This window comes from Evansella cellulosilytica DSM 2522 (assembly GCF_000177235.2).
In the GTDB taxonomy this organism is placed as follows: Bacteria; Bacillota; Bacilli; order Bacillales; family Salisediminibacteriaceae; genus Evansella; species Evansella cellulosilytica.
Genome location: NC_014829.1, coordinates 4280203 through 4300226 on the forward strand (window position 1 = coordinate 4280203; position 20024 = coordinate 4300226).

The following is a 20024-nucleotide window of genomic DNA, read 5'->3' on the forward strand; positions in this document are numbered from 1 at the left end:
GAGCCTTGTATTATTTTACTGCCTTCCAAATTGTCCATCTGTCTTTTTCGACGATGTTGGTGTTTGTTTTGATTGTTTTGTCTAAGTGGTTGACGAGTTGGGATAGCTCATCGTCGGTTAATTCGTGCAGTATACTTCTCCCTGTTCTTTCACTTATGTCTTTTAGGAGCTGTGCCTTCGTTTCATGCGTTTGTCTTTTTTCCCATAGCGTGATTTCTTCGATCTGCTTAAAGTTTGCTTTCTTTAACGTTTCTCTCACGAAAGCACTGCTATGTCTTCGCTTCGTTTCCTTCTCTATTAATTTAGGAAAAAGCTCGAAGAAATAGCCTCTAATATGGGTGTCACTACCTTCAAGAAGGCAATCTTCAGGTGTGCGGTCTTGAATAATATAATGTCCGCCGTCTTTTAAAACGCGGTGTCCTTCTTCAAAACAGACGCTAAGGTCTTCTGCTTTAATATGGTGAATCAAGGCCCTTTCTAGGAGAAGCTCATAGTTATTGTTTTCAAGCGTCGTCTCAAAAGCAGTGCCGTGTTGAAATGTGATGTTTGGATAGTCTTTACAGTTTTCACGTGCTGCTTCAAGCATCGTTTTAGAAAAATCGACGCCTGTTACAGCGCTGATGCCGATGTCATACAGCGCCTTTAAGTAAATGCCCCCACCGCAGCCCACATCTGTAGCAGAGGTAATGTTATCAATCGGTAGCAAAGTTTGCATTGCCTCTATCCAAGACTTGTCAGCTTCTCGGGTCGTGTAGCTCGTTTTATTTTTCTTACTATGGAAATCTATTCCCACGTTCATTCCCCCTTATCATTTGATTTTAGCTAATTGGGTAATGACCTTCATGAGCACAAATTTCACTCCTTTTTTTTCATAGGAAAAGTCGTTAAAAGTGCCAATGATGTATGCGTCGAAGGTCGGATGGTAGAACATATAAGCGCCTGTTGCCCCGGCATGACCCCACATCGCAAAAATTTTAGGCATGAGAAGAGGGACAGGCTTAAACTGCATCATGCCGTATCCATAGTCAATACCCATACCGTACTTCACTTTATCCTGCTTCATTTTTTCAAGCGTCTCCTCTTTCACGAGTCGATGATTCGTTAATGCTTGCATAAACTTCAGCAAGTCTTCGCCCGTGGAGACTACTGCCCCACCTGCATAGTCAATCGCTGCGTAGCCTTTATAGTTTGTCACTTTGTTGTTCTCAATATAAAAATCCGCGACCGGATGCGTTGTCTCATCTAGCGGTTCAGAGTAATAAAGTATTGATGAGTGCATCATTCCGAGAGGCTCGTAAATATATTGCGTGACAGCCTCATGAAAAGGCAGCTTTGTGATTTTCTCTATGATCAATCCTAAAATATGATAGTTTGTATCCGTATATTGAAAGCCTTTCCCCGGAGGAAATTCCGCATGATGATGCTTCGACCAAGCGATCGCTTCCTCAGGTGTTATGTAGAAGTTCTTATCCTGAAGAAACTTCTCTAATAAAGGACGAAAATTATCCGATAGCCCAGATGTATGATTTAAAAGATGCCTAATTTTTATTTCGTCCGTATAGTCATTCCCATCATGCACATGAAGCGCTTCCATAAATGGATAATCCAAATATGATGTGATTGCATCATCAAACGTTAAATGGCCATGCTCAAATAAAATGCTGATTAGTGTAGAAGTAAACAACTTCCCAACACTCGCCATGTACACTGGCTGATTCGGATCAACCAACCCCTCATTCGCGTTCAAATGAATGTTATGCTTCTCCGAATGAACGAGCAAACAAGCACTCTTCAAGTTTTTGTCCTTTCGCACCTGCTTCCTAAACGACTCCTCAATCGATTTAACAACATCAAGCTTTTCCATCGCCAACCCTCCTTCGTAGGTAGTTTAATAGTAACATATTTTTCCAATGTTGAGGGGGTGGGTTTTTGGGTGGTTTGGTGTGGGTTGCGGGCGATTCGGCGCGAGTTGCGGGCGATTTTTTCAGAGTTGGGAGCGATTCGGTACGAGTTTCAGGCGATTTTCTCAAAGTTACGAGCGATTTCAACTGAGTTCCGTGCGATTTCTTCAAAGTTACGGGCGATTTACCAGTTCTTTGGCAAATAGCTATCTAGCTTTTCAGTATTAGGTTGCTTCCAACTTTATGATTAGTTTCATTCTTAGATGTTTTGTGCGATTTGGAGCGAGTTGCGTGCGATTTTCTCAAAGTTACGAGCGATTTGAACTGAGTTACGTGCGATTTCTTCAAAGTTACATGCAATTTACCAGTTCTTTGGCAAATAGCTATCTAGCTTTTCAGTATTTGGTTGCTTCCAACTTTATGTATAGTATCATTCTTAGATGTTTTGCTTGGTTTGGAGCGAGTTGCGCTCGACCTGGTGTGTGTTACGCGCGATTCGGCACGAGTTGCGTGCGATTTTCTCAAAGTTACGAGCGATTTGAACTGAGTTACGTGCGATTTCTTCAAAGTTACGAGCAATTTCCCAGTTCTTTGGCAAATGGCTATCTAGCTTTTCAGTATTTGGTTGCTTCCAACTTTATGTATAGTTTCATTCTTAGATGTTTTGCTTTATTTAGCGAGTTGTGCTCGACCTGGTGGTATTGCGCGCGATTCGGCGCGAGTTGCAGGCGATTTTCTCAAAGTTACGAGCGATTTGAACTGAGTTACGAGCGATTTCTTCAAAGTTACGAGCAATTTACCAGTTCTTTGGTAAATGACTATCTAGCCTTTCAGTATTAGGTTGCTTCCAACTTTATGATTAGTTTCATTCTTAGATGTTTTGCTTGATTTGGAGCGAGTTGAGTTATGCACGATCTGGTTTGTGTTACGGGCGATTTGGCGCGAGTTGCAGGCGATTTTCTCAAAGTTACGAGCGATTTACCAGGTATTTGGTAAATGGCTATCTAGGTTTTCAATAGTTAGGATATAAACCGCCATAAATTGTCCATTTTTATGATCAGAAATGAAAGGATTCATAAATGTGGATGGAGAATTAGTCACAAAATTGAAAAGGGTGTGATGAATTGATTAGGAAGTCTTTGAAAAAGTCACTGCATCTTAGACGGTTAGAGGCTGCTGTGCGGCGTGTACATGCTAGTTTTCCCAACAAACATTTAATTGAGTTCGATTTGAGTAAATTTGAATCAGGCTATAAAGGCGAGAAATCGTTAGAGTACTATTTTAGTTTTCTAGACGAAACGGCTTATGATATTTTGTTTAATGTTCGCCTTCCGTGCAAAGGCTACTATTTCCAAATTGATGCTGCCATAATAACTAGTAATTTTGTCATACTGCTAGATTCGAAACATATTTCTGGCGACATTAGCTTTGAGCACAATCATCATCAATTAGTTCGCAAATTTAAGGATGAGTATACAACATATAGTGATCCGATTGAGCAAGGAGAGCGTCATTCATTTCAGTTTCAGAAGTGGTTAAAAGATCATGGTTTTCCACCAGTACCTGTCTTTTCAAAGGTGGTTGTAACAAACCTTAACTCCAGGATTATTGTTCCACCTCAGGATTATAAGTATAAGCGCAAGATTGAGAACTCCGTGATCAAAAGTACACAGATTGTTGAGAGAGTGAACGGTTATAATAAATCACTTCGGAGAGAGTACTTAAGCGAAATCGATAGGTCTCGGCTAATCAATACCCTCATTCAACATCACACGCCTTCCGATACTAATATTCTCCAAATATTTAAAATCCCTAAAGAGCTTATATTAACGGGTGTCCACTGCCCAAGCTGCCACCATATTCCGATGATTAAGTTTAGAAACTACTGGCTTTGTACGAAATGTGGATGTAAATCTGCAGATGCATTTAAGGAATCTGTGCTAGATTATGCTTTACTCTGTGGCCCGCAAATAACAAATAAACAACTAAGAAAATATTTGAACATTAGTCGTTCACGTTCCTTTACTATTCTTCGTTCAATGAATCTGACTTCGATTGGGACTACTCGGGATCGTGTCTATATCATTCCGCTAGAAGATTAGATTGCTGGAGTGGGGCTGTGCATAATTCGAAGGAGTTACGTGCGATTTCTTCAAAGTTACACGCGATTTACCAGGTATTTGGTAAATGGCTATCTAGCTTTTCAATATAAGGTTGCTTCCAACTTTATGTATAGTTGCATTCTTAGATGTTTTGCTTGATTTGGAACGAGTTGTGCACGATCTGGTGTGTGTTGTGGGTAATTTAGTGTGAGTTGCGCGCGATTCGGTGCGAGTTGCGGGTGATTTCTACTGAGTTACGAGCGATTTGAACTGAGTTACGCGCGATTTCTTCAGAGTTAGGAGCGATTTTCCAGTTATTTGGCAAATGGCTATCTAGCTTTTCAATATTAGGTTGCTTCCTACTTTATGTTTAGTTTCATTGTTAGATGTTTTGCTTAATTTAGCGAGTTGTGCACGATCTGGTGTGGGTTACGGGCGATTCGGCGTGAGTTGCGGGCGATTTCTACTGAGTTACGCGCGATTTCTTCAGAGTTACGTGCAATTTACCAGTAATTTAACAAATGGCTATCTAGCTTTTCACCTTACGACATTTTGACATTATACAATTATTTCCCAGAAAATATTACATTTTTCCGTTAAGGTAGGGTAGGGAATTTGTCTATTAATGTAGTTATTGCTTGTTTATGTGCTAGTTTTAGAATAGAATTTTAATAATGTCATCATCGTTAACTATAGTGAACATATTTTTAAACAAAGAAAGGGTTGCTTCTATGAATTTTGTTAAAGGATTACAATTTAAGATTATTTGTGCTTTAATAGTAGTTTTAACAGTGAATGCGTTTATTGTTGGACAGGTTGTAAGGTTAATAGAAAATATTGATGCTGATCTAGGTGTGATTGGATTAGTTCTGAATAATGCTATTAATATTATTACCGCTACTGTGTTGATCAGTTTCCTACTATTTTATTTAGTATTACGCCCGTTAAAGCGTATACATAAGGTGATTAAAAGTATTGAAGACGGTGATTTGCATACTCGTTTAGACTTGAAGTCAAAGGATGAAATCGGTGTGCTCGGAAAACGTCTTGATCTTTTATTTGAAAACTTGGAGAAGTTTAGTAAGGCGCAAGAAAAACAATTTGATACGATTGAGTCATTCACAACTGAATCTGTAGAGAGAATGGATAATCTTTCGGATAACATTCATGCTATAAAGCAGTCGTCTGATAAGGTTTCAGCGCAATCACAGGATTTATTAAGCTCATTTGAAGAAACTGCTAGCTCTGCGGAAACGATGAGTGAGCGTCTCACGACTATTGATGGTAAAACGAAGGCGTTGTCTGATTTATTCGAGGATATTACAACGAAGGCTGAAAAGGGTATCACAGATATAGAGGCTACTTCTCAGTTATTGCATACAGTTGGGGAGGAAACGGAGCAATCTAAAGTCGATATGTCGAAATTAGCTACTGATATTTCCTCTATTCATGAGGTGATTTCACTTATTCATGACATTTCGGAGCAAACTAATTTACTTGCATTGAATGCTAGTATTGAGGCCGCTCGTGCTGGTGAGCATGGGAGAGGGTTTTCTATCGTTGCTGATGAGGTTCGTAAGCTGGCTGAAAACTCAGTTGATGCGACAACGAAGATTACGGACACGATTAATGCCATTTTAGATGAAGTGAAGGAAACGCAAGTAAAAACAACGGAGCGTGCGGAGACGATTCAAAGTGGATCTCAGCAAATCGTTTCTATGAGCACAAATTTAGAGGATATTGCGAAGTCGATTCTCGATAACAAGTCTATTATTGAGGAAATTAATGAGAGTACAACCGCTCTATCTGAAGCAAGCAGTGAAGTTGCTAACATGATGGAAAATGTAACTGGCAAAACGGAAGGTTCAACGGAAGAAATCATGACGATCGATCAACAGCTCGAGCTTCAACTGCAAGCGGCTGAAAGTTTAAAAGAAACATTGGCGCGACTGAACAAAACATTTGATAAAGTTGATGCCATTTCAGATGATAAAGCGCTGAAAATGGTAAATTAGTTTTAAAGTAAACGGCTTTACTTTGAATAAACTGGCGTATGCTATTAAATGCATCTCCTCTTTTGAGGCTAATGCATTAGGGAGACTCAATAGTGCTGAGTCTCCCTTTTCTTAGTTTTTATCGTGATGGTGGATGTAGTCTATAAATTGGACTGATACTTCTTTTAAGCTTTTTCTTTTCACATCGGAGGATCCGAAATAAGTTTTGGGATCGATGTTGAATGTGACAGTGTCAATTTGCCAAGCGTCGGCTTCATTATCTTCGTTCATCGTTCTAATTGTTAGACTCACTTCATACCATCTTCTTGATTTATTTTTCATGTGCTCGACCATTAAGTGGATGTTTTTTACTCTTTCAAAGCTCCACGTAACATTGTCGCCACACTCTTTTTTTACCGCTTCAGTAATGTAAGGGTGAAGCATGTCTACTAATACTTCTTCTGGTGCAGCATAGATTTCTTTACTTGTGAGTTCTTCAGCTGAAACATGTGGGGTTAGAACAATAAACAATATGAATAATAACGCTATTTTTATTTTCATATAAACACCTCTTCTATTAGATTCATGTTTAATATGCACATATACGTTTTTCTTGATGCACTTAACTTTGATTTCAAAGTAAGGCGTAGTACATGAATAAATGTTGCGACAGAGGGGAGTATATAGCCTTGAAAGAGGTGATATAACATGATGAAACAAGAGGAGATCGAAACTTTAAGAGAGTTAATTAAAGATGTAGACACGGCTATGTTGACTACGTCAACTGAGGAAGGACTAGTTTCTCGTCCTATGAAAACGCAAGAGGTAGAGTTTGATGGCGACTTATGGTTTTTCACTAAAAAAGAGACGAATAAATATGACGAAATCTTACATAACCAAGATGTTAATGTAGCGTATGTTGGTAAGTCCTACGTTTCGGTTCGTGGGAAAGCAGAAATCATTGAAGATTTAGACAAGAAAAAGGAATTGTGGAGTAAAGTACACGAAAAAATTATGCAAACTTCTTATGATGATTCTAATGTTATCTTGATAAAGGTCAATGTGGAAGCAGCCGAGTATTGGGAAGAGGGAAATTTGATAAAGAAGATTGCCTTCTACTATAAACGAATGACAGGGCAAAGTGCTAAGGCTACTGACATTAATGAAACTTTGGAATTAAATAATAAGAAAAGCTAAAAACGCGCTTAATGAAGCTTGTTTTTAGTTTTTTCTTAGAAGTGTTGAAGAAATGTTGCCACATGTCTTTAAACAAAGGGGAAAATAGAAGTTTTCACAGCTGCTTTGTGCTTTGATTACCTTCATTACCCCTTTTAAAATTTCCTGTTATCTTCGCCATGATTAATTGTCTTTCGTTTTCGTTTTCAGCAAAGTTAATTTTTTTAAGAAATTTTTCTGCATCCTTCCCTTTTATCATTTTCACTTGTTTACCTTCATAATTCAGAAAAACGGTGTTAGCTTTATTGACTCGATAACTAAAAGGAAGTTCTGCTAAACGATTTCTCTTATCAATTTTGCCCATTGTTTTCCCCCTACTATTTATTGCACTTTTGGTTATGATTGGTTGTCAACGATCTCTTCGTATTGATGTACAAAAGCAGCGATAGCTTATTGTACTAATGCTTCGTTTGTTTAAGTATATGAGTAACTTTCCGGTCGGCAAAACTATTCCGGTGCAACTAGTTCTACTTTTATTCTATCTGGGTCTTCAAAAAAAACAGCATAATAGTTTTTCCCACCAGCGAAAGGGTGCTTATCTGAGTATAGAATGTTGACTTTTCTCGCTTTTAATTTATTTGTCATTTCATCGACGTGTTGACGTGATGATGCATGAAAGGCTAAATGATTGAGACCTACCCGGCATCTATGGTACGGAATATCTAAATACCTGTCCTCCGCTTGGACAAAAACAATGTAGGTGTCTTCTAGCTTCCAACTTTGCCCTTCTTCCCATTTCTGAAAAGATGTGTATCCTAATTCTTCTAGAAACCATCCCCAAAAATCTTGTGTCCTTTTTAGGTCTGATACATATAGTTCAATATGATGAAGCAATCCTTTTGGCAATGAAAATTCCTCCTTGCTTATTCAAGCAACTATTGTGGGTGCCCTATAAAGGCTACACTCGCCGAGCGCGGCGGTCAGCACATTTCATGGAGGTTGACTCAACAGCTAAAATTTTCGACCTTATGAGTCTCCCACATTTCTTAAACGACAAAAATAAAAACGAATATCGTATCCATAATAGACAAGCTTATAACAAACTATTAGTCTTCGTTATTTTCATCTTGTCGTTTTTTTCGTAGATTATAGATATAAACTATTGGAATAAGGCCGCAAACAAATATTATTCCACCTATCATTACACCATTGATTATTGCAAAGCCATCAGTGAGTGATACAAAAAATCCTATGACTGTTGAGATTAAAAGTAGCACAACTAGTGAGATGCTTAGACTTTTTTGTGGGTTAATTTTATTATTTTCATAGTCTGCACTGATGCTCATTGATAAATAAGCAGAAGTAACTCCGGTTATAATAAGTAAAAGCCAGAGGGGATTTTCTCTCATTTCATCAAACCCCTTTGAAACTAAATCATATCCTAAAATTCCAATAATACCAATGGTTTGAATGATATATACAATGCGTATGTTTATTAAATTTTGTAATAACAAACGTTCATCTGTAATTTTTTTCATTTTTAACCATTCTCCTTTTCTACCCAAAATACTTCATCTAACGTTTTATTTACTGCATAACAAATATCCAGACACAACTTTAAGGTTGGATTGTATTTTCCCTTTTCAATCAAACTAATAGTTTGGCGAGTGACACCTATTTTTTCTGCCAGCTGTTGCTGTGTCAGGTTTACTTGAGTACGGGCAATTTTAACTTTGTTTCTCATCATGTTGTTTCCCTCCCCACACCCAATTGTAATATATATATTACAAAATTCAATATATATATTACAATTAAATCATAATCGTGACCATTTTGACCACAACAGGGCAGCAACAGTTTCTTTCACTATCGCTGCCCGCTACATTAGTACATCATTTTTTTTCATTACTTAATCTGATTAGAACTAGTTTTCATATAACAAATACATTCATGAACACGATTATACTTTTCTTTTATTAAGTCTTTTTCTTTCCCTAAATGACTGAAACTATCCTAAATAATCCCTAATTCTTTTTGAATCTTATGTTTATATTTGATATATCCCTGGTCAAAATCAGGACTTTCATTTTCAAATTTGCTCATTTTATAATCCCATTGCTTTATTTCATAACTGAAAATACCATTTTTAACAGTAGGGTCATTCTCAGCAAATTTAATAACGTCTTCTTCCTTAACTGCATCAATCACGATCGCTCCTCCAGTTGAGCCTGCAAATGGTCCAGCTAAAACTATACTCCCATTATTATATTCGTTTTGAACATAAACAGCATGTTCAGGCATAAAAGGTTGATTATGTAAAACTACACCATCTATCCAATTCATTGATGGAGTTAATAATATTAGGTATCTCATGGACATTCCTTCTTTCATTTTTCATATGAAATTATTAAAATCTTTCTCTGTCTATTGTGCTAACAGCACCCATTAAAGGAATTTCTTAAACGACAAATAGATAGATAGCAAAAATGGTAATGAATATCGTATCCACAATCGCCAAGTAGAATCCGACGTTCGACTTTTTTAACTTTTCTAATCTGGAATTATACAAGCTGTCGTATAAACTTATAACAAATAACACAACTGAAATCATTAGCACGAATATGTTTTCCGTGATTAATACTGCAAGAATATAAATCATCCATCTTCGGAAAAAAGAAAACATTAAGCTAAATAACATGATGGATATTGAATTTGGATTTATGTCCAATTCATCTTCAGAATTTATTTCACTTAATCCTTTTTGAATATTCTTAAAATCTCTTATGTAGCTGATATTAATCCACAAAATGATGAAACAATATATGACTATGAAAATCTCTTCATTATTCCTCACAAGCTCTGGCAATATTAACAACTCCCTATATAGTTAGACCTTTTGTTCCATTTCGTAGTCACTATCATGTTACAGACCGCCCTTATAGTTTAACATCATTTTCCAGTTTGTTGGTACAAAAAATGAGCTGCATCATTGCAACTCGAAATTTTTACTCGCGGAAACTATAGCGTAAGTACTTTCACATGCGTTCTACTACAAAAATATTGGTATCTTTTAGTTACGGCTAAGTACAGCCTCATACGAATATAAAAGACAAAGTAAAATGTCAGGAGGCAGTTGTGATTCATCGTTTATATTTAAGTAGAATGTAGGTCTAATAAGGGAAATGCCTTTATATTTATAATTGAAAGTCGCTATTTTTCTCGCTCCTGAATAAATGTAAGTAGTTTTATCCCCTAAATTCTTTTTAATTTCAAAAGAACGTCCTTCATAGTTAAAAATATATCTTGGGTGTGTATTTATTTTTGACACACATTGAAATGTAAATGTATTCTCTAATGAATTGCCATAATGAATATCCCACTTTGGTCTAGTAAACTTTGGTGTCTCCATTTCAGAAAACACTAGAGTATTATTGTTTTTGTCTAAAACTTTAAAATTATATAGCTTAATTATTAAATATTTCTCCAGTTTACTCGTATGAATTTTCTTTATTTTGTAGGCTACATGGCCATTTTCATCATAAACATTTATTGGATTTGTACTTAAGACTAAAAAGTTGCGTCTGTACTTATAAGTTGCCACCAGTTTGCACTCCTTAATCTCTTTTTATTTTCTGCTCATCGTACTACTGACTACATATTATTTTTACCTCATATTCGCCGTATGTCTTAATACCGCTCTCCTTCAATTCAATAAGAAGACTAGAAGTGATGCAAATAATACAAATAAGAAAGCAACTATGCTAATCCAGCCCGTCACTTTTCGTTCTTTCTGAAATTGTTCTATTCCTATTACTAACACCATTAAACTTAGGGAAAACAGCATATATGATTGGAATTCAAAATTCTTAGTAATCAAGCCATATCCTGCAAAAGAAGCAGCGATTACCGCAAAAATGACTCTTAAAATAATGAACAAATATATACACCCCTTTAAAGCTTATTTGAGCTTAGTTGAACAATAAAAAGCTAGTAGAAAAACTCCAAATAAAAGCAATAATCGTTATTAATATAAGTTTCGTTTTATCATTGTTAATATTAAAATAATGAAGGGTAGTCTTTCTAAATAGATAAAAAGGAATGAATAGCCCAATGATAATAGTAAGAATCATAACAGGAGAAAGCATATTAGAGATATCTACCTCTATACCTTCAAACTGTCGAGGTACAATATAAAGATAATTGATGGTCGAAATAACGGTGTTGAATAGCACTTGAATATAATAGATATTTGTTAGCCACCAACCCCATTGTTTGGCTTTCCACAATCCGAATGAAGCTAATAAAATCAATGTCAATAAACTAATGTTCATCAAAAATGCAGTTAGGTGAAATGTCCATACAAACTGATTATATAAAATAAAAACCGATGCTATAACTGCTTGAGTAATTGCAATAATACTTATTAGGATAGGTCGATTTTTCAATTTGTTCCCTCCTTATATCTACTTTCTTCAACAAAGTCTTAATCCTTAATTAAACAATTGTTTTCATATACATCGAATCGTAATAAAAGATATTTACAAACTTTAAACTCAAGTTTTCTTAATAAGGTTTAAAAGAGCCTTTTAGCTTTTTTCTATATTGCTCTAATTTCTTAATCCTTTTAAATGTCATAATAGAACTAATAGTTGTTATTATAAGCATTAATTCATGTTCTTCTCCTCGATTATCGATTATATTGTGGATTTGGGATTGTTCGTCCATAGCTGTTATCTCCCCTCCCTATACAAAACGGCTAGTTGGGTTATTTCTTTTTTGCCTTATTTGTTTGGATATACTTTTGTGTTAATAACCCTGCATTGTAAACAGCTATGATCATAATAAAATAAAATAGAATATCGATAAATCCGCTCAACTCAGTTACGTTAACAAAAATATGAAAAACAAATAAAACGGCTGTGATTATAGTAATAATGAATTGTCCTTTAACTGACTTAAACATAGTAACCCTACCTTTGTGGTTTTTTCACTTCAATAGAAACATATTTTTATGCAATTTAGCAATTATACTTTTTTAATAGAGAATCAGATTACTTTGTTATTCAACTTTAACAGAAAGACTTGAGCATAATAAAAGTTGGTAAGAATTAAAAGTTCCTATTAAAACTCTTAATAGTCCAATAAAGTTCATTCCTCCCACTAAATTTAGTATTTTGCGCGTTAGCGGTACAAGAGCAGTGTCAGTTTGTTGAATTAACACTTACGTTTGTTAAATGAGAAATTCAAGGACTCAGATTTTCATTTTGTTTTCATATATCTTCAGTGCTTTATAATATATGTCTTTATCTATTCCAAATAACTTTGTTACCCAATATTCTACTTCTCCCTTGTTTAATACTTTCTCCGTTTTCCCTGTTTGAAAGTGTTGTTTTAAAACATTCTTCTTCAAAGAAGTAGGTACACCATTAATATATCCAAAAATTTGTATCTCTCTAAGTACAGGAGATGTATCCCAATTATTAGAGTTTTTTATTATTGGCTCCATGTCTTGCAAAATAATAGGATTCGGATTTAACGTTTTGGTAGGTCCTGGCGTTCTTATTATTTTTATACCATCATTGGTAACAGAGTAATCAAATATTTCTCTTTCGTCTTTGACTTTAAAGCTTTCAAACATAGGATACGCTTGAAATAAAGGCGCACAATATCCAACATCAACATAATAAGGCTCGTCAAGTTCTACTCTCAGGCAAATGTGACCTGGATCCATGTATACGTAATAAACGGGAAAGCCTAGTTCGGTTAATAACCAATGGAGCCCGACCGAATGTGTCCAACACGTTCCACCCATTCCTTTATTTATTACACGTTCAAAATAAATATCGACTGAAGGTAAAAATTGGCCCGTTTGATCTCCATTTTGCCAATCAATCACCTTTGTCAGTGTTTCCCATTTAATTTTCTCTTGATGATTTTTAACTATTTTATTTAGGAATGATAGATTTGGATGTTCTTTTTTTACAGAAAGAAATTTTAATACTTTATTACATAATTTGTCGTTTTCCATAAAATCTATCTCCTCATTTATAGGATCCAATATGTCAGCAACTAGACTAAAAAGTTCGTTAATAGATTTCACAATTAGCGCTCATATGAACTCCCGTAGCTTCTTGAATTATTCTTTTCTCGTTTGTTTATGTTTATTTCTTCAACCGCTAAGAATATAGATTCTAAAAAAATTTTTCCCTATTTATTTATTATCACTTGGGCTATTTGTTTCTCACCATTTTTCTCAAATATCTTATATGTCTGCATTCCTAATTTTTCTGCAACCTTCTGTGATGATATATTTTCAAGTGTTGTATATGAAAATAACTTGGGGTAATTCAAAAGATCAAATGCATAATCCATACAGGCAAATGCTGCTTCTGTTGCATAGCCTTTATTCCAATGCTCCTTTATAATATGATAACCAATCTCTGGTACTATTTCATTTTCTATTGCTTGCATTGTAATGCCACAGTCTCCAATAAATTTTTCCCCATCTTTTAGAATAACGGCCCATAAACCATGGTTATATTTATTATAATTATCAATATTCCATTGAATCCATTGTTCCACTTTCTCCTGATCAAATGGCTCAGCATAGTATTGCATAGATTCTGGGTCTGAAAGAACTTTAGATAACGCTTGTATATCTTCCATTACTAGTTCCCTAAGATAAAGCCTCTCTGTTTCTATTATTTTCTTCATGATATCTACACTCTCCAAATACTATTTTGACCCTATTCTTGCATCTCCCCGTTAACAACGGTTAACGAAAGCTTACCCGTTTGTTGAAGTGCATCATTCAGTAGTATTAGTAGTTCACCTTACCAACCACGGTACAATAACCTAACCAAACTAAAAATGTTATATTGCTTCTTTTATTACAACACCTCAATTTATTTTTCTTGGTGCTTTTCAAGCATTTCCTTTAAATAATCTTCAGATTTACCTTTCGGAATACTGAGACTTTCCCATTCACTATCTTTTAGTTGTTTTCCAATATAAACAATTTGACCAACATGATAGGCGTAATGTGCCATTTGCCTTTCAATCGCTTCTAAAACGAAATGACTTTCTCCACGTATGGTAATTTTTTTTAATAAATCTTGTTCTTTTAAATCCGTTAATGTATCAATTAGAACATTCCAACCTTTTTCCCAAACAGTGATTAATTCGGCTTTTGTAGCTATATCATCTATAAATTCCTCATCACGATTTCTATCATTTTTTTCCCCATCAGAAGTTAAAAAGTCACTCCACCTTGAAGTCATATTTCCACTTAAATGCTTAACTATTATTGCTACGCTGTTGGATTGGCTATTATAATTCCAATGTATTTCCTCTTCAGATAGTTGGTTTAATGTCTTATCTCCTAGGATTTTTACACTTTTAAATCTTTCTAATACAATCCTCAAATACTCGTTTCCAACATCCATTTGAATCCCCCTTTAAACGGCTAATGAATCAAATTAAAAACTAAGAATTTATTAAAATCTTCTTCCTGGCTGCTTCTTTATCGCAGGAAGCGACTGTTGTACAAAAACCGAAACCCCTTTATTAGAATTCCGAAGATAAGCTTTATTTGATGTAGGAAAAAATAGTATCGATAATCATGTCATCGATTACTCAAATTCTAAATATTGCATGCTAAAGTCGTCTCCAACGAAGTTCATTTCTCCTGAGAAAGCATGAATTTCCCAGTCCCCATCCTCACTTTCATCAAAAACATACTCTCTTTTCCAACCTTCTAATTCATTGTCATCACCAGTATATTCCTGCTTTATCATTAGGCGGGTTTCATTAAAAAATTCATTCTCGTAATAACTTTTATAGATAACAGCATCTGTTATGGCTATTCCTTTATGGAAAACAGTTGGATATAACGTTTCTTGAATCAAATAGGTACCTGTTTCTGTTTCATTCTCTGAACCCAGTATAATAAACATCTCTAAAAAACTTTGGGCGTGTTGTCCAAACTGTTCTGTAAATGCTTCTTCATATTCGTCATACTCTTTTTTAGTTACTGTCTCCTTCATTGCTAGCTCAATAATCAGCTCTTCTTTTTCCTTAATCATCTCTGTTGCAGTATTAATATCAAAATCTATATTTTCTTCCATAATAGGCTTTATTTCTTCAGATGTTGCACATCCAGTCAAAATAACAGTAGTAAAAATAAGCAGAAATACTAACTGTCGCATTTTTTTCACCTCACTATTATATTTTTTAATGCTGCGCTAGTTGAAGCGGATTCTACTATATGTATTGAAGGTGTATATTAAATTATCCATATACACCGGCTTGTGCATATGGATAATCTGTAAAGATGTCTGTTGATTGATTAGTTTTATTTTGGAAAAATGAAGTTTTTCATTGGCTACAATTCGAGTCACAGTTTTCAAAACATTATTGCGTTTTTTCGCTAGGACCGAAGTTAAGATCTACTTTTTTTAAGAGCGGGTCGATATGTTTTTATGAAATTTGCGATATAGATCCACTATCGAATTAATAGCATAGCCGAATACGACTGCGCTCACTAGTATTGTGGTAAGCTTAAGCTTACTATGCCAATCAAATATGAGTAAAACGAACAGGACAGCTAAGGCATATAAAGTAGTTTTCAACACAACATGCATGTTTATCACGCTCCTAATTTATCGATATTAGTTTGTTATTCATCCAACTTTTTGTTGTTCACGTCGGGTGGCAATTACTTCTCAGTTTTCCAATAGGCCAGAATAAATAAAACAATTAAAATGACTGCTAGTATTATTAGTTCTGACCCTATCAATCTAGTAATGTTACGAGATTAGCCAAAAATGTTTATACAAATATGAGAGATTTAGTCAATTTGTGAATAGTGGTACAATAAAAAGCCCCGTGAGGATGCCTAATAAAAATAATATTATATAGTAGATTTTAGAGCCTTTAGTCATGAGATGAACCTCCTATCATGTATCCTAGTATGTAGATTAACATATTTTTACACTTAATTGGAAAAGAATTGTAAAAATATTGTCTAGAAGTGTCAGAGTAAAGTGGATGAAGGTAAATTTCGTCTAAAAATAGTAGTTTGTAAAAATTGAATGGCCTGTTTCGATAAAGGATTTGAAATCACTAATAACTATTGGCCAATAATTTGTATTTCTGCCGAGCAAGTTTTCGTGTGTGAGTGTAGGCTTGACGAGCCGTTTTGCTGCCATTGTTTGTTCTAGTTTATATGTGATAAGAGACGGCGCAAGGTCATCATCTACATCGTTCCAATGGTATGTTATTAATTTGAAAGGCTCGATATCTACTATTTTCCCTCTGCCATCTAACTGTCCATTGCTCATCTAAGACTCTACAACAGCATCAGGCTTCCAATCAGAATTTAACTCTCTCGCCCCAACACTTTGTTTTGTTAAATCTCCATTTGTGAGCGTTTCCCATAGCTGCTCTGGCCTAGTCTCGATATATACTTCATACAAGTAAGGACCATTAGCCATGTTTGACCGATCCTTTATGCAAATTGTCTTATTAGTTAAATTCTAACATTTACTATCCATTTATATTGTTATAGTTGGTAGTTCTTTTACATTTTTTAGTTATTCGTGCGTAACTCGGGGGAAGTCATGCCGAACTCGGACAGAATTGTGCGTAACTTTGGGGAAATCATACCGAACTTTGATCGAATCATCCATAACTCTGTTCTTGATCATACACACCCCCACCCGCGTCATGCAATTTGGCTAACGAGATCCGCCACGCGTCATGCAATTTGGCAAATGAGGTCCGTCCCTATTAGCCTAGTTGTTCGGGTGGGAGTGGTTTGCTGAATAGGTAGCCTTGGGCTTTGACGCAGTCTTGGTTGGCTAGGAATGTTGCTTGTTCTTCGTATTCGACTCCTTCGGCGATGGTGTTGAGGTGAAGGTTGTTGCCTAGGTCGATGATTGTTTTTACAATGGCTGCTTTGCTGTCGTTTGTGATCATGTCACGGATGAAGCTGCGATCTATTTTTAGTGTGTCAATTGGTAGTTGATCGATGGCGTTTAAGGATGAGTAGCCTGTTCCAAAGTCGTCAATGGCTACTTTGATCCCCATTTCTTTCACTTGGTGCACTTTATCTATTGTGTCGATAAAGTGGTGCATCATCGATTCTGTGATTTCTAGTTCGAGATATTTTGGGTCGAGATTTGTTTCGTCTAGTGCTGCTTTAATGTTTTCTACGAAATTCTTGTCTCTAAATTGCCATGGTGAGACGTTGACTGCGACGGGAATGTAAAAGCTGCCGTTTTGCTGCCATTGTTTGTTTTGTCTGCATGCTTCTTTGATTAGCCATTTCCCTATGTGATTAATATAGCCGGTTTCTTCGGCAATTGGTATAAAATCCATTGGCGGTATGAGCCCTAGTTTTGGGTGTTGCCAACGGATAAGGGCTTCAAGTCCAACGAGATCACCTGACTTTAAGTCTACTTGTGGCTGATAGTAGAGTAAAAACTCCTCGTTTTTCAATGCTTTCCTTAGATCATTTTCTATAATATATTTTTTACTTAAGAGGTTGGTTGGCTCTGGCGTGTAGAATTGATAATTGTTTCCGCCATTTTCTTTTGCGACATACATTGCAGTGTCGGCGTGCTTTATAATATCATCCTTCGTTTGCCCGTCCTTTGGATAAACACTTATACCAATACTTGGTGACGTGAAAAATTCTTTGCTATTAATGATAAATGGATTCGCCATATCCTTGAGAATTTTTTTTGCTATGTTCGATACTTTTTCTATCGAAGCGTCCTTTGATAATATTAAAAACTCGTCTCCTCCTAATCGTCCTACAGTACAGTTTTCACATACGTGCTGTTGTAGTCTTATTGCGGTTTGGATGAGTAATTGATCACCTATTTGGTGTCCCATCGTATCATTTAATATTTTGAAGCGGTCCAGATCCATAAACATGAGTGCCAGTGACTGGTCGTTTTCGTCGCACGTGACGATCTCTTGCTCTAAAAGCTGTTCGATATGATAGCGGTTCGGCAATCCTGTTAATATGTCGTGGTTGGCTCGATATTCAACTTCCTTCCTTGATTGATTGAAGTTATGAACCATTTCGTTAAAGCGTACAATTAAGTTTTTCATTTCGGGATAGTCTTTGACGTTGACGTCGAGCGTTTTTGTGTAGTTTCCTTCGGCTACCTTGTCTACAGCATCATACAAGTTTACGAATGGTTCCAGTGTTTTTCTCGCATAAATGTAAGTAAAGAAGGTGATTGAAACGATAACAAACAGTGCCATATTCCAGATCGAGCTGCGGAAATCACGTAGTTGATCATAAATACTTGATTCAGGAATTTGCGCAATGATTCCCCATTCTAGCTCTGGGATGTACTGATACGACGCATAATACGCATTCCCTTCGCTGTTAATTGTATGTTCATATCCTGATTGTTTGTTCATTATTTTTTCAACAATAGGTCGATCACTAATATTCTTTCCTACTCTTTCTCGCAGTGCATGTGCTAATACATCTCCATTTTGATCAACAACCGCTGAATATCCACCAGACCCTAAATTTTTCTGGTTAAGAAGGGCATCTAACACTAAGTTTTCTTGGGTAAAGCTTCCTAAATAAATATAGTGATGAATCTCGTTACTTCCATTGTATAGCGGTACTGTCGTGCCAATAATCGGACTTTCCACGCCCGTTATGAAATCCGAACTGACTGTTACTTCTGTTCTTTGAACTAAACGTTCTATTTGCTCCGTCAAATCTCTGTCGTATTCATACGGATAACTAAAGCCAACTGCTCCCTCTGGGGTGATGACGACCCCTAAATCGACCAAAGGTGAAATAGAAACAATCCGTCTTACTTTCTCATTGATGCCACTTAAGTTTTCTTCCGTAACGATCTGCTGAATGCTGTCTCCAGTGATGGTATATTGCTCGATCATCGCCGACAAGACTTTTGCTGTATGGTTAACTTCCGCATCTGTCACCTCTTGAAAGTGTGCGCGAGATATTTCAGGTAAGTTTCTCTCAGCAATGAAAAATATCGCTGCTAGTAGAAAAATAAATATCGCTACTACTAAAATGTATATCCTCCAAAACGTAAATGATTTTAATACGTACATCGCTTACAACTCCAATTATGTATGTCTAGGTGAGGGACTTTTGTACACCAATATTATCTTCAAAGTGTCGGTCAATATGCTGATATGGAGATTATTTTATATTTTGCTGTGATGGGTGGGAAGTATTAATCAGGGGCGAATGAGGTCCGTCCCTGTTAGTACTCCGGATTTACCAGTTGGTTTCCAAATTACGCGTAACTCGGGTGGAATCGCTCGTAACTTTGATCAAATCGCGCATAACTCGGGCGGAATCGCGTGTAACTTGGATGAAATCGCTCGTAACTATGGCCGAATCGCGCGTAACTTTGATCAAATCGCGTGTAACTCCGTTCTAATCACGCGCAAGTCCATCTCTATCGAGTTTTGCATTTCGGCTAACGAGGTCCGTCCCTGTTAGCACTCCGGATTTACCAGTTAGATTCCAAATTTCACGTAACTTTGATCAAATCGCTCGTAACTCGAGCGGAATCGCGCATAACTTTGATCAAATCGCGTGTAACTCCGTTCTAATCAAGCGCAAGTCATCTCTATCGAGTTTTGCATTTCGGCTAACGAGGTCCGTCCCTGTTAGCACTCCGGATTTACCAGTTAGATTCCAAATTGCACGTAACTTTGATCAAATCGCTCGTAACTCGGGCCGAATTGCGCGTAACTTTGATCAAATCGCGTGTAACTCCGTTCTAATCAAGCGCATCGTGTCTTCCATTTCGGCTAACGAGATCCGTCCCTGTTAACCG

The 20024-nt window shown here is 36.2% G+C and carries 24 protein-coding genes; 3 read left to right on the forward strand and 21 right to left on the reverse strand.

Translation table 11 applies throughout. The features are described from left to right. Positions 1-10: 10 nt before the first annotated feature. The gene (locus BCELL_RS19545) at positions 11-793 is read right to left on the reverse strand and encodes a class I SAM-dependent methyltransferase (RefSeq protein ID WP_013490520.1); all 783 of its coding nucleotides are present in this window, start codon (positions 791-793) and stop codon (positions 11-13) included. Between the two features lie 15 nt (positions 794-808). After that, positions 809-1864: a serine hydrolase domain-containing protein gene (locus BCELL_RS19550; protein WP_013490521.1), complete on the reverse strand. Its 1056-nt coding sequence runs from the start codon at positions 1862-1864 to the stop codon at positions 809-811. A gap of 1161 nt (positions 1865-3025) precedes the next feature. Between BCELL_RS19550 and BCELL_RS19555 the strand changes: the two genes are divergently transcribed. Then, entirely contained in the window at positions 3026-4003 is a 978-nt protein-coding gene (locus tag BCELL_RS19555) for a nuclease-related domain-containing protein (protein WP_013490523.1), read from the forward strand. A gap of 731 nt (positions 4004-4734) precedes the next feature. Beyond that, on the forward strand, positions 4735-6018 hold the full coding sequence (locus BCELL_RS19560; RefSeq protein ID WP_013490524.1) for a methyl-accepting chemotaxis protein: 1284 nt from the start codon (positions 4735-4737) through the stop codon (positions 6016-6018). Positions 6019-6129: 111 nt separating this feature from the next. On the opposite strand, the gene BCELL_RS19565 is transcribed toward BCELL_RS19560, so the two are convergent. Then, positions 6130-6558: a DUF3888 domain-containing protein gene (locus BCELL_RS19565; RefSeq protein ID WP_013490525.1), complete on the reverse strand. Its 429-nt coding sequence runs from the start codon at positions 6556-6558 to the stop codon at positions 6130-6132. 147 nt (positions 6559-6705) lie between these two features. On the opposite strand from BCELL_RS19565, the gene BCELL_RS19570 reads away from it, so the two are divergent. After that, entirely contained in the window at positions 6706-7194 is a 489-nt protein-coding gene (locus tag BCELL_RS19570) for a pyridoxamine 5'-phosphate oxidase family protein (RefSeq protein WP_013490526.1), read from the forward strand. Positions 7195-7288: 94 nt separating this feature from the next. On the opposite strand, the gene BCELL_RS19575 is transcribed toward BCELL_RS19570, so the two are convergent. The 18 genes from BCELL_RS19575 to BCELL_RS21845 form a co-directional block, all read right to left on the reverse strand. Continuing rightward, positions 7289-7537, reverse strand: a complete 249-nt coding sequence (locus BCELL_RS19575; RefSeq protein ID WP_013490527.1) for a hypothetical protein — start codon at positions 7535-7537, stop codon at positions 7289-7291. 143 nt (positions 7538-7680) lie between these two features. Further along, complete coding sequence (locus tag BCELL_RS19580; protein WP_013490528.1) at positions 7681-8079, reverse strand: VOC family protein; 399 nt, start codon at positions 8077-8079, stop codon at positions 7681-7683. 200 nt (positions 8080-8279) lie between these two features. Beyond that, positions 8280-8711, reverse strand: coding sequence for a hypothetical protein (locus BCELL_RS19585; protein WP_013490529.1), 432 nt, complete (start codon positions 8709-8711; stop codon positions 8280-8282). Between the two features lie 2 nt (positions 8712-8713). Further along, positions 8714-8917 carry a helix-turn-helix transcriptional regulator gene (locus tag BCELL_RS19590; RefSeq protein WP_041809216.1) on the reverse strand — a complete coding sequence of 68 codons (204 nt, stop codon included), beginning with the start codon at positions 8915-8917 and terminating at the stop codon, positions 8714-8716. 269 nt (positions 8918-9186) lie between these two features. Then, positions 9187-9546, reverse strand: coding sequence for a YciI family protein (locus BCELL_RS19595; protein WP_013490531.1), 360 nt, complete (start codon positions 9544-9546; stop codon positions 9187-9189). Between the two features lie 85 nt (positions 9547-9631). Then, positions 9632-10039 (reverse strand): hypothetical protein, encoded by a 408-nt coding sequence (locus BCELL_RS19600; RefSeq protein WP_013490532.1) that lies wholly within the window; start codon positions 10037-10039, stop codon positions 9632-9634. Between the two features lie 204 nt (positions 10040-10243). Then, complete coding sequence (locus tag BCELL_RS19605) at positions 10244-10774, reverse strand: LURP-one-related family protein (protein ID WP_013490533.1); 531 nt, start codon at positions 10772-10774, stop codon at positions 10244-10246. A 102-nt stretch (positions 10775-10876) separates the two neighbouring features. After that, on the reverse strand, positions 10877-11017 hold the full coding sequence (locus BCELL_RS23110; RefSeq protein WP_280967031.1) for a YczI family protein: 141 nt from the start codon (positions 11015-11017) through the stop codon (positions 10877-10879). Positions 11018-11141: 124 nt separating this feature from the next. After that, on the reverse strand, positions 11142-11618 hold the full coding sequence (locus BCELL_RS19615) for a hypothetical protein (RefSeq protein WP_013490535.1): 477 nt from the start codon (positions 11616-11618) through the stop codon (positions 11142-11144). A 118-nt stretch (positions 11619-11736) separates the two neighbouring features. Beyond that, positions 11737-11898 carry a hypothetical protein gene (locus BCELL_RS22955; RefSeq protein WP_013490536.1) on the reverse strand — a complete coding sequence of 54 codons (162 nt, stop codon included), beginning with the start codon at positions 11896-11898 and terminating at the stop codon, positions 11737-11739. A gap of 40 nt (positions 11899-11938) precedes the next feature. Then, positions 11939-12136 carry a hypothetical protein gene (locus BCELL_RS19620; protein ID WP_013490537.1) on the reverse strand — a complete coding sequence of 66 codons (198 nt, stop codon included), beginning with the start codon at positions 12134-12136 and terminating at the stop codon, positions 11939-11941. 288 nt (positions 12137-12424) lie between these two features. Then, positions 12425-13201, reverse strand: a complete 777-nt coding sequence (locus BCELL_RS19625; protein WP_013490538.1) for an arylamine N-acetyltransferase — start codon at positions 13199-13201, stop codon at positions 12425-12427. A 179-nt stretch (positions 13202-13380) separates the two neighbouring features. Next, positions 13381-13887, reverse strand: coding sequence for a GNAT family N-acetyltransferase (locus BCELL_RS19630; RefSeq protein ID WP_013490539.1), 507 nt, complete (start codon positions 13885-13887; stop codon positions 13381-13383). Between the two features lie 191 nt (positions 13888-14078). Further along, the gene (locus BCELL_RS19635) at positions 14079-14618 is read right to left on the reverse strand and encodes a DUF1572 domain-containing protein (RefSeq protein ID WP_013490540.1); all 540 of its coding nucleotides are present in this window, start codon (positions 14616-14618) and stop codon (positions 14079-14081) included. A 186-nt stretch (positions 14619-14804) separates the two neighbouring features. Further along, on the reverse strand, positions 14805-15380 hold the full coding sequence (locus BCELL_RS19640; RefSeq protein WP_013490541.1) for a hypothetical protein: 576 nt from the start codon (positions 15378-15380) through the stop codon (positions 14805-14807). Between the two features lie 858 nt (positions 15381-16238). After that, positions 16239-16514 carry an SRPBCC family protein gene (locus BCELL_RS19650; RefSeq protein WP_041808438.1) on the reverse strand — a complete coding sequence of 92 codons (276 nt, stop codon included), beginning with the start codon at positions 16512-16514 and terminating at the stop codon, positions 16239-16241. After that, complete coding sequence (locus BCELL_RS22750) at positions 16515-16667, reverse strand: SRPBCC family protein (protein WP_157184232.1); 153 nt, start codon at positions 16665-16667, stop codon at positions 16515-16517. Positions 16668-16962: 295 nt separating this feature from the next. After that, positions 16963-19287, reverse strand: coding sequence for an EAL domain-containing protein (locus BCELL_RS21845; protein ID WP_013490543.1), 2325 nt, complete (start codon positions 19285-19287; stop codon positions 16963-16965). Positions 19288-20024: the final 737 nt, after the last annotated feature.

Excerpts from the sequence above, each read along its gene's own strand:
- BCELL_RS19585 (WP_013490529.1), bottom strand. The coding sequence starts at position 8,711 with ATGAAAAAAATTACAGATGAACGTTTGTTATTACAAAATTTAATAAAC.
- BCELL_RS19560 (WP_013490524.1), top strand. The coding sequence starts at position 4,735 with ATGAATTTTGTTAAAGGATTACAATTTAAGATTATTTGTGCTTTAATA.
- BCELL_RS19590 (WP_041809216.1), bottom strand. The coding sequence starts at position 8,917 with ATGAGAAACAAAGTTAAAATTGCCCGTACTCAAGTAAACCTGACACAG.
- BCELL_RS23110 (WP_280967031.1), bottom strand. The coding sequence starts at position 11,017 with ATGCTGTTTTCCCTAAGTTTAATGGTGTTAGTAATAGGAATAGAACAA.
- BCELL_RS22955 (WP_013490536.1), bottom strand. The coding sequence starts at position 11,898 with ATGGACGAACAATCCCAAATCCACAATATAATCGATAATCGAGGAGAA.
- BCELL_RS19575 (WP_013490527.1), bottom strand. The coding sequence starts at position 7,537 with ATGGGCAAAATTGATAAGAGAAATCGTTTAGCAGAACTTCCTTTTAGT.
- BCELL_RS19635 (WP_013490540.1), bottom strand. The coding sequence starts at position 14,618 with ATGGATGTTGGAAACGAGTATTTGAGGATTGTATTAGAAAGATTTAAA.
- BCELL_RS19595 (WP_013490531.1), bottom strand. The coding sequence starts at position 9,546 with ATGAGATACCTAATATTATTAACTCCATCAATGAATTGGATAGATGGT.
- BCELL_RS19550 (WP_013490521.1), bottom strand. The coding sequence starts at position 1,864 with ATGGAAAAGCTTGATGTTGTTAAATCGATTGAGGAGTCGTTTAGGAAG.
- BCELL_RS19570 (WP_013490526.1), top strand. The coding sequence starts at position 6,706 with ATGATGAAACAAGAGGAGATCGAAACTTTAAGAGAGTTAATTAAAGAT.
- BCELL_RS22750 (WP_157184232.1), bottom strand. The coding sequence starts at position 16,667 with ATGGCTAATGGTCCTTACTTGTATGAAGTATATATCGAGACTAGGCCA.
- BCELL_RS21845 (WP_013490543.1), bottom strand. The coding sequence starts at position 19,287 with ATGTACGTATTAAAATCATTTACGTTTTGGAGGATATACATTTTAGTA.
- BCELL_RS19630 (WP_013490539.1), bottom strand. The coding sequence starts at position 13,887 with ATGAAGAAAATAATAGAAACAGAGAGGCTTTATCTTAGGGAACTAGTA.
- BCELL_RS19565 (WP_013490525.1), bottom strand. The coding sequence starts at position 6,558 with ATGAAAATAAAAATAGCGTTATTATTCATATTGTTTATTGTTCTAACC.
- BCELL_RS19650 (WP_041808438.1), bottom strand. The coding sequence starts at position 16,514 with ATGAGCAATGGACAGTTAGATGGCAGAGGGAAAATAGTAGATATCGAG.
- BCELL_RS19620 (WP_013490537.1), bottom strand. The coding sequence starts at position 12,136 with ATGTTTAAGTCAGTTAAAGGACAATTCATTATTACTATAATCACAGCC.
- BCELL_RS19625 (WP_013490538.1), bottom strand. The coding sequence starts at position 13,201 with ATGGAAAACGACAAATTATGTAATAAAGTATTAAAATTTCTTTCTGTA.
- BCELL_RS19640 (WP_013490541.1), bottom strand. The coding sequence starts at position 15,380 with ATGCGACAGTTAGTATTTCTGCTTATTTTTACTACTGTTATTTTGACT.